Here is a 13,418-nt window from a genome sequence, read left to right as displayed (position 1 = left end):
CTGACTTGAATTAGATAGAAAGAGAAAATTTAGCAGAATTTTACGGTTATGGAACATGATATGCAATCGTTGAATATGCATAAAAAAGAAAAAAATATTCGTTTTGTTGGTTATTAAAGCACAGTTATTTATTATTTTATCTCTTACTGAAAAGAAAAACGGACAATTGAGTCCGTTAAATACTTATTTATCTAACTATAAGATAATATTGTGATTTTTTATTATTTATAGAGATCTGCACTAATAGTAACGCTACCACCATTAGCTTGCCATTCACGTGTGATATGAAAATATTTTGCCCCTCTTTTCTCTGTACGTTTCGCAATTTGATATCTTATCTCTGGAGTGGAAGTATAGAAACCGGAGAAAGTAATTGAATCGAAAGGAACCATTTGCGCAGCTGCTGCTTTATTTACTTCTTCAATATGATATCCACTAGGTAGCGTTACGTCCGTTTTACCCGGACCTGACATTGACGTTTCAAAAAAGCGGCCTACGTTTTCCTTTGGCGCTGAAGATGAAGCCACACCAGGTATTTTAACTTTTTTAGCTTCTTCACCTCCTTTAGCTAATAAAGCTTTCCCCGTTTCTATATCGGCAGGTACTACGGCATTATCATTTTGCACTATTCGTTTTGGTGCATCTGCGGCATAAATATAAGCAGTAGCAAGTGTGTTACCGCCATCATTTAAAGCAACACTGCGGACGACATAAAAATAAGCAGCACCTTTTTGCTTGGCTTTTTTAGCTAGCGCCTCATTAAGTGCGGCTTCAGAGCTATACAAACCACTGACAGTAACAGTATCAAATGGCAATAATCTTACTGCTTCTGCTTTCGGCAATTCTTTGATGCCAGCAAAGATACGATAGGGGGGATTGGTTACTTTTACAGCATCTTTACGATACAAATCAGCAACTACTCGTAAATTACCACTATCGCCTACATCATCTAGGCTTTGAATATAGTAAGAGTAGGCGCCTTCTTTATCCGCTCGACGAGAAACTGCATCGGATGCTTCATAGATGGCATTAAAGCGGCCTGTGACAGCGATCCTTTGATAAGGCTTTAATTCTTGAGCTTGTTCCGGTGTTAATTCTACAGCGGCTTGCACAGTTATTATACTGCTTAGTGAAAGTACCGCAGTTGTGATGGCCGTTATTTTCAGCTTCATACAAAATCCTTCCGCATTACACAATTTACTATCAAAATGCTGAATTAATAGTCGTATCATACAGATAATAATTATTACATGTAATAACTGCAATTGTCCCATTGTTTTCTTATGAAACTATTAATTTAGTTGAATACTCACTACTTTTGCTAATTATTTTTATAAATTAATATCAAGTCTTAAGCTATTTGACTAATATCATTTTTTGACAAAAAAATTTAATTTAATGTCGTAGGAATCCGATAGATTATGGCTCATGATTACTATTTTCAGTAGGTTTCAATAATGTTTTTTCACTCAATATGACAGATATATATAATATAATTAGTTATGTTAGTAGGGAATAAACATCAAGCAATTTTGGACTAGATAAGGGATCATTATGCATATTGGTGTACCAAAAGAAAGAATTACCAATGAAACACGTATTGCAGCAACACCATCAACAATAAAGCAGCTAATAAAATTAGGTTTTTCTGTCATCGTTGAGCGAGAAGCTGGTCAGCTTGCTAGTTTTGAAGATACTGCTTTCGTGCAAGCAGGTGCTGAAATTGTCGAGCAACAATCTGTATGGAATGCAGATATTATATTTAAAGTTAATGCGCCGCTAGAAGCTGAAATTTCCCTTATTAAAGAAGGTGCAATATTAATTTGCTTCATTTGGCCGGCAAAACAGCCAGATTTAATGCAAAAATTAGCAGCTCGTAAAATCACTGTATTAGCAATGGATGCAGTGCCACGTATCTCCAGGGCTCAGTCACTTGATGCTTTAAGCTCTATGGCTAATATTGCAGGTTATCGGGCGGTGGTAGAAGCTGCTTATCAATTTGGACGTTTTTTTACTGGCCAGATTACTGCCGCCGGCAAAGTACCGCCAGCTAAAGTTATGGTTATTGGCGCCGGGGTTGCCGGTTTAGCAGCGATAGGCGCAGCGGGTAGTCTAGGGGCTATTGTGCGGGCATTTGATACCAGGCCAGAAGTAAAAGAACAAGTACAAAGCATGGGGGCTGAGTATCTTGAATTGGACTTTAAACAGGATCAGGCACGCAGTGATGGTTATGCTAAAGAGATGTCCGAGGCATTTATTCAAGCGGAAATGGCTTTATTTGCTAAGCAAGCAAAAGAAGTGGATATTATTATTACCACCGCATTGATACCAGGAAAACCTGCACCAAAGTTGATTACTAAAGAGATGGTTGACTCGATGAAGCCTGGTAGTGTAATCGTTGATTTAGCAGCGCAGTCGGGCGGTAATTGTGAGTTAACCGAGGCAGATAAACTGATTGTTACTGATCATGAGGTTAAAATTATTGGCTATACCGATTTACCCAGCCGTTTACCGACACAATCCTCACAACTTTATGCGACTAATATTGTTAATTTAATCAAGTTGCTTTGTAAAGAAAACAATGGGCAACTAACCATTGATTTTGATGATATTGTTGTACGCACAATCACTGTTATTAAAGAAGGTGAAATTACCTGGCCGTCTCCTCCTATTCCTGTATCTCAACAACCACAAACAAAAAATCAACTGATAAAATATGAAGAAAAACCAGCAGTAAAAAAAATCTCTCCTTGGTTAAAATATATTTCTCTTCTGTTGGCGATTATACTTTTTGGTAGTTTTGCGCGTATAGCGCCTAAAGACTTCCTTTCTCACTTTACCGTGTTTGCGCTGGCGTGTGTTGTTGGCTACTACGTAGTATGGAACGTCAGCCATTCACTGCATACACCGCTTATGTCAGTAACCAATGCGATTTCCGGTATTATTGTGGTGGGCGCATTGCTGCAAATTGGTAGTGGAGGTTGGGTCACTTTCTTCTCATTTATTGCAGTACTTATAGCCAGTATCAATATTTTTGGTGGATTTACAGTCACGCAACGTATGCTGAAAATGTTTCGTAAAGGATAAGGAGTTAAAATGATGTCGAGTGGAACGGTAACAGCTGCATATATCGTGGCGGCCATCTTATTTATTTTCAGCCTGGCAGGTTTGTCTCGTCACGAAAGTTCTAAGCGGGGTAATATATTAGGTATTACCGGAATGGCAATCGCTTTAATTGCAACAATCTTAGGTCCCGATGCGCATAATATTGGCTGGATTATTATTGCAATGGTTATTGGTGGACTTATTGGGGTGCGTTTAGCAAATAAAGTCGCCATGACTGAGATGCCCGAATTGGTTGCTATTTTACATAGTTTTGTCGGTTTGGCTGCTGTTTTAGTTGGTTTTAATAGCTTTATTGCTCACGATGTATTCTCAGATAGGATCATGGAGAATATTCATCTGACAGAAATTTTCCTGGGTATTTTTATTGGGGCGGTAACATTTACTGGTTCAATTGTTGCTTATGGTAAATTATGCGGCAAAATAGCGTCTAAACCCTTAATGCTTCCTAATCGTCATAAACTTAATTTATTGGCGTTATTAATTTCATTTATTTTGCTATTTATTTTCGTAAAAACGACAGCTACTGGTTTGCAAGTATTTGTCTTATTAATGATGACCATCATTGCGTTAGCATTTGGCTGGCACCTAGTTTCCTCAATTGGTGGTGCAGATATGCCGGTTGTGGTATCAATGCTAAACTCTTATTCAGGATGGGCCGCTGCTGCTGCAGGCTTTATGCTAAGTAACGACTTGCTAATTGTTACTGGCGCGCTAGTGGGTTCTTCAGGTGCTATTTTATCTTATATTATATGTAAAGCCATGAATCGCTCATTTATTAGTGTTATAGCCGGCGGGTTTGGCACGGACGGGATATTAGTCGATGATGAACATAGCTTGGGAAATTATCGGGAAACTACAGCGGATGAAGTAGCTGAGTTGTTAAAAAACTCCCATTCGGTAATTATTGCTCCCGGTTATGGTATGGCGGTGGCTCAAGCTCAATACCCGATTCACGATATTACGGCAAAATTACGCGAAAAAGGGATTAATGTTCGCTTTGCGATCCATCCTGTTGCCGGACGCCTGCCTGGTCATATGAATGTATTATTAGCTGAAGCGAAAGTACCTTACGACATCGTGTTGGAGCTCGATGAAATAAATGATGATTTTGCTAATACAGACACGGTATTAGTGATCGGGGCAAATGATACCGTTAACCCAGCCGCACAAGATGATCCCAATAGCCCAATAGCGGGAATGCCCGTCCTGGAGGTTTGGAAAGCGCAAAATGTTATTGTATTTAAACGCTCAATGAATACCGGTTATGCAGGCGTTCAGAATCCGTTATTTTTTAAGGAAAATACCCAAATGCTTTTCGGTGATGCCAAAGTTAGCGTAGAAGCTATTTTGCGCGCTTTATAAGTTTTTACTAATAATGGCCCTATTTGAATGGGCCATTGGGTCGTTAATTATTTGCTGGATTTATTGGACAGACAAAACCATCCGGCTTAATGGCCAATAAATCACATTTTAACTTATCAATGATCTGTTCAGCAGTATTGCCTAAAAACGCCGCTGAAATACCTGTTCTGCCTAAAATACCCAATACAACAATACCTGCATGTAATTCGTCACAGGTTTCAGGAATTTTTTTCTCAGCGGCCCCTTCAACAACATGGGTATATTTTTCATCAATGGTAAATTTTTGCCTTAATTTTTTCATTGCAACAAGATGCTGTGCCTGCAGAGCCTGATTATAGATATTTGGATCAAAATCTGGTAATTCAATAGCGATATTTATTGGCGCGACAGGGTAGGCACTAACGAGATGAATATGTGGATTTTTAACAATCTGATGGCTGATATTTTCCGTTTCCTTGATGAGTTTAATATTAAGTTTATCGTGATAGGATTCTTCATTAGATAAATTAACTGCAACAACAATAGCGCCATCATTAGGCCATACTTTATCTTTTACCATCCAGACTGGGCAAGGGCATTTACGAAGTAGATGCCTATCAAGGGAAGTGAATATCATGGCATCAAAACGATCATTTTGATGCGCCATTTTTAATAATAAATCATGTTTGTCAGCAATAACTTCTTGAATAATCGCTTCATATGGTTTGTTATGCCATATTACTTTAATTTCAATATCAATACCGGCTTCTAAATAGTAGTGTGCTTGCTGTTTTATCCATACTTTTCGCTGACTAATAACGCCTTTGCGCATAGCATTGCGTTCTCCAGGGGATAATAAGGTTGTCATATCATAAGAGAGATCATAGATGGGCAAGAAAGCCTTAATGCGTCCACCATTGCGTTGTACTATATATACAGCACGTCGAAGTGCAGGTTGGTCATCCTGATTTGGATAAATAGCAACTAACAGATTACGGTAATTAGCCATAATGGTTCCTCTTAGAGGCTAGGCAACATTTATATCACTAAATATAAACCAATATGAGTTGGGATAATAGATAGTAACATAGCCAAATCACAAAAAAATAATATGTTAATGTGATCTGACTTGCATTTATATTGTTGTTTAGGCTGAGGTTTTACCTTCAATTTGGGTCAGCTTATACATATCATTAATTGTAATATATTTACCTTTAACGCTGAGAGTATTATTTTTTTGGAAGCGACCTAACAGACGACTAATTGTTTCAACGGTTAATCCAAGATAATTACCAATATCACCTCGAGTCATTGTTAGGCGGAATTCTTTAGCTGAAAAACCACGTTGAGCAAAACCGAGTGACAGATTATAAATAAAAGCAGCTAATCTTTCTTCAGCATTTTTTTTCGAAAGCAGTAATATCATTTCTTGATCATCTTTAATTTCACTGCTCATTAACCTCATTATTTGCTGTCGCAAATTAGGCATTTTACCGGAAAGATCGTCTAGTGTTTCAAAAGGTATTTCACAAACCATTGAAGTTTCAAGAGCTTAGGCAAAACTTAAGTGTTTATGATTGATAATAGCATCAAAACCTACAAGATCACCTGCTAAATGAAAACCGGTAATTTGTTCATCACCTTCCTCGGTAAAATGGTATAGCTTTTTATGGTACCAGATCTAATGGCATACAGTGATTTTAACTCATCACCTGCTTTAAATAGAGTCTGTCCTTTTTGGATTGGTTTTTTACGTTCAATAATATTATCGAGTTGATCCAGTTCATGTTCATTCAATGTGAATGGAATACAAAGCTGGCTAATACTGCAGTCCTGGCAATGGATAGCGCAGCCACCAGACTGGATTCGGCGAACAACGCGTTTTTCTGGGATCAGATTACTTGACTCATTATGATAAGAAATATTGATTTTAGTCAATTTTAACACATATTCTAAGCTTGAGTAAAAGAATTAATAATTAGTTATATTGTTATTTAACTAATATTATCAATATATGCAGTTCACTTGACAGTCATTTATTTTACTTAAACTAATTGTATAACTTATAGAAAAGTAAAAATAAAATCAAATTTTGTCTAATAATATATTAAATTTTAATTAGTTTTAAAAATGTTATTATTTTTCACTTTAAACTTTATTTATTTGTTTTTAGTAAAATTTATTTTCTAATAATATTACTTAATAAAGTTTTTTATTATAAAACATATTGATATCGATAGATTTTATTAATCAATATATGATTAAAACCGACGTTTTTTTAAATTTTATCAATTAATAACTTATAGAAATAGTTTTATTGGTTTTTTATTATTTTTTTATAGAAAATAGCTAAGCATGTAGTGAAGAGTGAAAGGTTGGCAATTAGGCATTGCTATTATCATCGTGTTGCAGATTCACGAGTTTCGCACGGGCATATAAAATTCTAGAAATGGCTTCAGAACAATAATTAATCTGTAACTTGCTAAGACGTATAAATTTACTTAAATTACAATAAGTTATTTTTAATTTATGAGATTTTTTCTATTTATATATTATGCTGAATTAAACTTAAAGATAGAGCGTTTATTTATTGGTGCGAAACTCGTGAGATTAACAACTGCTATGCTGCAATGCTGTTTTTTTCTTCTGCGCAAACAATATCATGTCCATTCTCAGAGCGGCAACACTGGTCTGGTAATTTTGATCCTTCGATTAGTACACGAGTTTCGCACCAATAAATAAACGCTCTATCTTTAAGTTTAATTCAGCATAATATATAAATAGAAAAAATCTTATAAATCAAAAGCAACTTATTGTAATTTAATAAAATTTATGTGTTTTAGTAACTTGAAGATTAATCATCGATTTTAAGCCATTTCTAGTATTTTATACGCCTGTGCGAAACTCGTGTAGTAATGAAAAAGACATTTTTAGTCAAAAAAAAGGCTAATGCCAACTTTCCATACTAACCAAAAAACGCAAATAAATCCCATGTCAATGAAATGTTATATAAGTTATTTCATTGATATTAAAAACCAATATAATCTGCTATCCAGTTTAACAATAAATAATATATGTAACTCGGTAAGTGACGCCGTCACTAAAAGGAGTTTAAAACAACAAAAAAATAATATAAATGATAAGTTGAACGGCAATTTTATTACTACCAATAGCACAAAGAAATTTTATTTTAATAATTTAAGCCAGTTTTCTAGTCACAAAGAATTAAATAGAATGAAAAATTTTGATGCTATGGAGATTGAATTTAATATAAATTATAAAATAAATCATAGAGTTAGTTTTGGGACGAGATTTCTTAATGAAATAGATGGTATTAATTATAAATTAACTGAATTTGATTTAATTGCGCAGTGGTATTTCTAATCAAACTATTGTTTTATTTTTCTATTTTACCAAAATATTATATTAAATATTGGTTAAATTATTAGAGGAAAATTTTACGGCTCTCAAGTACAATAATTAGTTGATTGACTCAGCAATGGAGTTATTATTGAATGCCGCACCTCATAGACCCTTTACCAAAAACGATGCTTGCTATTGAAATTATTGAACCTGGCGGGCCGGAAAAGCTTAGTCCCACCCAATTACCACTAATAAAACCACCAAAATCACATTTACTTGTTAAAGTTGCCGCCGCGGGTGTCAATCGTCCTGATATTTTTCAGCGTATGGGGGTTTATCCACCACCAACGGATGCATCTCCAATAGCAGGATTAGAAATTGCCGGTCAGGTAGTTAGTGTTGGAGAAGGTTGTCAGCGTTGGAAAAAAGGCGATAAAGTTTGTGCTTTAGTTGCCGGTGGAGGATATGCTGAATATTGTCTGGTACATGAAGCAATCGCTTTACCTGTTGGTGATCTTAGTTATATCGAAGCGGCGGCATTGCCAGAAAACTTTTTTACTGTTTGGGCTAATGTTTTCCAAATTGGTCAACTCAAAAAAAATGAAACTGTTCTCGTTCATGGTGGCACCTCTGGTATTGGTAGTGTTACCATCATGTTAGCAAAAATTTTTGGTGCTAAAGTATTTACTACTGTTGGTTCAGTGGAAAAAATGAAGGTGGCATCTTCTTTAGGTGCTGATAAAGTTATTAACTATATGACAGAAGATTTTGCTGAAAAAATAGCTGAATATACCCAAAATAAAGAGGTCGATATGGTGGTTGATCTGATTGGTGGCGATTATGTTAATAAAAATTATCAAATTGCCGCTAAACATGGCCGTATCATTCAAGTTGGTATGATGCGTGGGGCACCTCAGCAGTTAAATTTAATGCCATTAATGGTTAAACAATTAGTTCATACTGGTTCAACAATGCGAGCAAGAACTTTAGCGGAAAAAATAGCGATTGCAACAGCGTTAGAAAATAAGGTTTGGCCGCTGATTAATTCAGGTAAGATAAAACCCATTATTGCTAAAACTTATCCATTAGAACAAGCAGAAAAAGCGCATCGTTTTATGGAGTCAGGAGCTTTAATTGGTAAATTAGTATTAGTTAATGAACACTTTTAATATTGGTATTTTAAGCATTATTTTCACTTTATTGAGAGCTACTCTGTAGTTAAAAATTTATGGTTAAATTATATGAATAAACAGTCTAATTACCTGAAATTAGTTCTAATATTATTACCTTTACCAGCTTTAGCCTATGATGAACAAGCTTCGTTAGAACAGTATCCAACTAAAGATATTGTGGTTTATTTCAAGCAAGCACAACAAAAAGGTTTAACTGGCATTGCTCAAAAAAGTAAGTCGGTCTATGCGCGACTTGCTGCGCCGGGTGAAATTATTAAGACAATCATTAAAGGTGTTGGAACTGAGGTAATATCGTCGCCCGCCGAGGAGGGTGATTGGGTGGTGGAAAATATTTGTCCTGCCACAGGTAATGAGCAATATTTGGTTGAAAAAGCAAAATTTCACCAGTATTATGATGATCCTGTTACCGTATCAAGTAAGCCCAATTATTTACGTTTTATTCCGACCGGTAAAATGATGAATTATTTTATTGTACCTGAAACCGAATCGGCGTTTACCTTTATTAATAGCTGCGGAAAAAAGCAATTATTGCGTGCCGGTGACATTGTTATTCAACCTGTTAGCCAGCCTCAAAGTTTTTATCATGTGCCAAAGCAGTCATTTTTAATATTCTGGTCACTGCACATAAATCGTCTAATAACTTTGCCAGTAATTAGTCATGTCTGCGCTGGCGCTTATCATGTTCTAATTGATATTCTTAAAGTTAATCTGATGCATTATTTCTCAAATCAAAATCGATTTATTCATCGGTTTTTTATATTATATTTATTTACAATAGGTAATACCTATTGAATTAATAGTAAAAAGGAATTAGACGTAATACTTTTATGTTTATATATTAAATACCTATCAAATAGAAGGGAGCAGCAAAATGTCTTTGGTTAATACAGAAATTAAACCTTTTCAAAATACCGCTTTTAAAGATGGAAAATTTATCGATATATCTGAAAAAGATATTAAAGGCAAATGGAGCATTTTTTTCTTTTATCCTGCTGATTTTACCTTTGTTTGCCCAACTGAATTAGGTGATTTAGCTGATCACTATGACGAGTTTCAAAAACTAGGCGTCGAAATTTATTCTGTTTCAACGGATACCCATTTTACTCATAAAGAGTGGCATAGTCATTCAGACACGATTGGTAAAATTAAATATACCATGATTGGCGATCCTAGTTGGACATTAACGCGTAATTTTGAAGTGATGCGCAAATATCAAGAAAATGATGAACAAAAAGAATTAGGATTGGCAGATCGTGGCACATTTATTGTTGATCCAAAAGGTATTATCCAGGCAGTTGAAATTACTGCGGAAGGTATTGGGCGTGATGCATCCGATTTATTACGTAAAATTAAAGCGGCGCAATATGTAGCAAGCCATCCAGGGGAAGTATGTCCAGCTAAATGGAAAGAAGGGGAAGCAACCTTATCACCTTCACTCGATTTGGTAGGAAAAATTTAATTAAAATTTTTTGTGAATAATTTTACTGTGTTCGGGTGCATTAGCACCCGTTTTTTTCGGGGATAAAGCAATGCTTGATAGCAACATGAAATCTCAACTTAAACTATATTTAGAAAAATTAACCCAGCCAGTTGAGTTGATAGCAACCTTAGATGATAGTGAAAAATCTACCGAGATAAGCACATTATTACAGGACATTAGTACACTGTCAGATAAAATAACTTTTAATAAAGACAATAATCTAACAGTACGTAAACCCTCGTTTTTAATTACTAATCCAGGTAAAGATAGCGGATTACGGCTTGCCATTATTGCAAGTTGGCGGCCATCCAGCGAAAGAAGCGGTAGAATTGTTAGATCAGATCCGTCAATTAGAGGGAAAGTTTCATTTTGAAACCTATTATTCATTGTCATGTCATAATTGCCCGGATGTAATTCAAGCTTTAAATCTAATGGCGGTCTTGAATCCTAATATTACGCATACTGCCATCGATGGCCCTATTTTTCAGTCTGAAGTTCAGCAACGGAATATTATGGCAGTGCCTGCTGTGTTTCTAAATGGCAAAGAGAGTTTGGGCAGGGGCGGATGACTTTAAGTGACATTGTCACTAAAATTGATGTTAATGCTGAAAAAAATACTGTCCAAAAATTAAATCAGCAACTGCCTTATGATGTCTTGATTGTTGGTAGCGGACCGGCCGGTGCTTCAGCCGCTATTTATGCGGCTCGTAAAGGTATTCGTACCGGTATTATCGGCGAACGCTTTGGTGGGCAGGTCTTAGATACTATTGATATTGAAAATTATATTTCTGTGTCAAAAACCGAAGGACCCAAATTAGCTACTGCACTACGTGGCCATGTCAATGATTATGATATTGATATTATTGACTCACAAATGGTAGCAAAATTCATTCCCGCCGATGCGGCTGATAAGTTGCATAAAATTGCAACAGTATCGGGTGCTACTTTGCGTTCCCGCAGCATTATTATTGCCACAGGGGCTAAATGGCGTGATATGAATGTGCCAGGCGAAAAAGAATATCGTACCAAAGGAGTAACTTATTGCCCCCATTGCGATGGGCCATTATTTAAGGGTAAACGAGTTGCTGTGATTGGTGGAGGTAATTCTGGCGTTGAAGCCGCGATTGATCTTGCCGGAGTTGTTGAGCATGTTACTTTATTAGAATTTGCTCCAGAAATGAGAGCCGACGCAGTATTGCAACAGAAACTAGCGAGTTTAAGTAACGTGGATATTATTTTGCAGGCTGAAACCCTCGAAGTCAAAGGGGATGGTATCAAAATGACTGGCTTACAATATAAAAATCGGCAGGATGGTTCAATCCATGATTTAGAGGTTGCTGGAACTTTTGTCCAAATTGGTTTACTACCTAATACCCATTGGTTAGATGGCGTAATTGCACGTAATGCAATCGGTGAAATCAAGGTTGATGAAAAAGGTGAGACCAATATAAAAGGTATCTTTGCTGCCGGCGATTGCACAACTGTGCCTTATAAACAGATCATCATTGCGGCAGGAGAAGGGGCGAAGGCATCACTTAGCGCTAGCCACTATCTGATGAATGTAATGGAATAAACAGTTATTTATATTGATAACGATATATCGACTAAATTTAACGATTGCCCCCTCGATGAGGGGGCTTTTTTTATTAAGTGTTTCATTAGCATTTAGCTTTAATAGCATTATCGCCAGGCGGGAGGAATAATTTTTTTAAACGTGTCATTACCACGAGTTTCGCACAAAACTAATTTGGGTACGCTAATAAAACACGGATTTGCTCAGTAATAGCACTTTTGATTACGTCCCAATTTTGTTGATAAAGGGTTATTTTTTCAGATATACGACGTTTATGTTGTTCAAACCACGCAGAAATAGCGAGAAAAATATGATTTCTTTGCGCTCGGCTCGTGCGAGCCTGACAGCGTTCAATACCACAGTTTTGTTTAACTTCTCGATGATAAACTTCAACAGACCAACGGGCATCCATGATAGATTTGAGGTATTGACGGGTGGGATTCTCTTTGTTTGTTACTATGTAATCAATACGGCCGTTTTTGGCTGTAAATTTGAAAACGGTTACCCAACCATATCCTCGCAAGTGTATTGACGTTCCTTCTTCTGAGATGTCTAACTTGTTCAGTTGTTTGTTATGGTTAACAATCCTATTTTTCCTCAGCGTGGTTACCCAGATCCAACCATGAGAGCGAATTGATTTCAGGTTATCCAGGCTAGAATACCAAGCATCCATCACTACGGCTTCTGGCATGATCCCTCTTTTTTTAGCAAGAGTGAGCATTTCGGAAAAGTGCGTGTTTTTTGTTTTTCCATCAGAATCTTTATCATAAATACGATAATTGATAGGAATTGATTCAACCTTCGTCAGATCATGCCAAAGCAAATTAACTAAACCTATGCCAGCAATAACCTCATGTTCATTACCTGAATATTGATAATGGACCATCTCTATTTTTTTACTACGTGTTTTGGCAATCAATGTATCATCGGCAATTAGTACGCAAGGGCTTTTTTTGTCTATAGAAGGTTCAACTAATCGCCATAGGTCTTTAGGTCTAAAACATCTACTTTTTAGCCATCGGCTAACAGTGTCATGAGATAAAGGCGATGGGCTTACTTCTGATAACGCTAAACCAGAGTATCTTAAACTGCTTACTTGTAAGAATGTTTTATAGATATCTTTAATACATGGATAACCCGACAAAATATGAACACCCTGATTTTTTCTTGTTTTTAAATTTATACTTCTTTTTTGGAGATTGCGAAACTCGTGATTACAATGCTGTCTTGCGTAAATAGTCATATTGTCAGATAAAATATTGGTACAAGTGGAATTGTTTGTTACTCCGATTCCGAGTGTCAACGATCACCGAAAACTGATCCACTTTTTAGCTAAATCCGA

At 36.1% G+C, this 13,418-nt stretch carries 8 protein-coding genes and 2 pseudogenes; 6 read left to right on the top strand and 4 right to left on the bottom strand.

Translation table 11 applies throughout. From position 1 onward, the window contains the following. Positions 1-221: 221 nt before the first annotated feature. Positions 222-1,172: a DUF1471 family protein YdgH gene (gene ydgH / locus V3224_RS18095; protein WP_334472153.1), complete on the bottom strand. Its 951-nt coding sequence runs from the start codon at positions 1,170-1,172 to the stop codon at positions 222-224. 382 nt (positions 1,173-1,554) lie between these two features. On the opposite strand from ydgH, the gene pntA reads away from it, so the two are divergent. After that, positions 1,555-3,087 (top strand): Re/Si-specific NAD(P)(+) transhydrogenase subunit alpha, encoded by a 1,533-nt coding sequence (pntA, locus tag V3224_RS18090; RefSeq protein ID WP_334472152.1) that lies wholly within the window; start codon positions 1,555-1,557, stop codon positions 3,085-3,087. Between the two features lie 12 nt (positions 3,088-3,099). Continuing rightward, entirely contained in the window at positions 3,100-4,488 is a 1,389-nt protein-coding gene (gene pntB, locus V3224_RS18085) for a Re/Si-specific NAD(P)(+) transhydrogenase subunit beta (RefSeq protein WP_334472151.1), read from the top strand. A gap of 43 nt (positions 4,489-4,531) precedes the next feature. Here the strand turns inward: pntB and uspE are convergent, their stop codons facing one another. Both uspE and V3224_RS18075 read right to left on the bottom strand, forming a co-directional pair. Further along, entirely contained in the window at positions 4,532-5,476 is a 945-nt protein-coding gene (uspE, locus tag V3224_RS18080) for a universal stress protein UspE (protein ID WP_334472150.1), read from the bottom strand. 138 nt (positions 5,477-5,614) lie between these two features. Then, a pseudogene (locus tag V3224_RS18075) lies at positions 5,615-6,363 on the bottom strand (FNR family transcription factor). 1,619 nt (positions 6,364-7,982) lie between these two features. On the opposite strand from V3224_RS18075, the gene V3224_RS18070 reads away from it, so the two are divergent. The 4 genes and pseudogenes from V3224_RS18070 to ahpF all read left to right on the top strand — a co-directional run bounded on the left by V3224_RS18070 (position 7,983) and on the right by ahpF (position 12,076). Continuing rightward, positions 7,983-8,999, top strand: a complete 1,017-nt coding sequence (locus V3224_RS18070) for an NAD(P)H-quinone oxidoreductase (RefSeq protein WP_334472149.1) — start codon at positions 7,983-7,985, stop codon at positions 8,997-8,999. 72 nt (positions 9,000-9,071) lie between these two features. Next, a complete protein-coding gene (locus V3224_RS18065; protein WP_334472148.1) occupies positions 9,072-9,815 on the top strand; it encodes a hypothetical protein in 744 nt (247 codons plus the stop codon). Between the two features lie 79 nt (positions 9,816-9,894). Next, positions 9,895-10,482 carry an alkyl hydroperoxide reductase subunit C gene (gene ahpC / locus V3224_RS18060; RefSeq protein WP_032115864.1) on the top strand — a complete coding sequence of 196 codons (588 nt, stop codon included), beginning with the start codon at positions 9,895-9,897 and terminating at the stop codon, positions 10,480-10,482. A gap of 70 nt (positions 10,483-10,552) precedes the next feature. Beyond that, positions 10,553-12,076 (top strand): annotated as a pseudogene (gene ahpF / locus V3224_RS18055) (alkyl hydroperoxide reductase subunit F). 169 nt (positions 12,077-12,245) lie between these two features. Here ahpF and V3224_RS18050 read toward each other — a convergent pair. Further along, the gene (locus V3224_RS18050) at positions 12,246-13,220 is read right to left on the bottom strand and encodes an IS701 family transposase (protein ID WP_334468125.1); all 975 of its coding nucleotides are present in this window, start codon (positions 13,218-13,220) and stop codon (positions 12,246-12,248) included. Positions 13,221-13,418: the final 198 nt, after the last annotated feature.

Origin of the sequence: Arsenophonus sp. PmNCSU2021_1 (assembly GCF_036919435.1) — a bacterium.
Lineage (GTDB): Bacteria > Pseudomonadota > Gammaproteobacteria > Enterobacterales > Enterobacteriaceae > Arsenophonus > Arsenophonus nilaparvatae.
This window is presented reverse-complemented; position numbering and strand designations above follow the sequence as displayed.

Bases quoted from the DNA above. Each gene is read 5' to 3' on its own strand.
- ydgH (WP_334472153.1), bottom strand. From the start codon at position 1,172: ATGAAGCTGAAAATAACGGCCATCACAACTGCGGTACTTTCACTAAGC.
- pntA (WP_334472152.1), top strand. From the start codon at position 1,555: ATGCATATTGGTGTACCAAAAGAAAGAATTACCAATGAAACACGTATT.
- pntB (WP_334472151.1), top strand. From the start codon at position 3,100: ATGTCGAGTGGAACGGTAACAGCTGCATATATCGTGGCGGCCATCTTA.
- uspE (WP_334472150.1), bottom strand. From the start codon at position 5,476: ATGGCTAATTACCGTAATCTGTTAGTTGCTATTTATCCAAATCAGGAT.
- V3224_RS18070 (WP_334472149.1), top strand. From the start codon at position 7,983: ATGCCGCACCTCATAGACCCTTTACCAAAAACGATGCTTGCTATTGAA.
- V3224_RS18065 (WP_334472148.1), top strand. From the start codon at position 9,072: ATGAATAAACAGTCTAATTACCTGAAATTAGTTCTAATATTATTACCT.
- ahpC (WP_032115864.1), top strand. From the start codon at position 9,895: ATGTCTTTGGTTAATACAGAAATTAAACCTTTTCAAAATACCGCTTTT.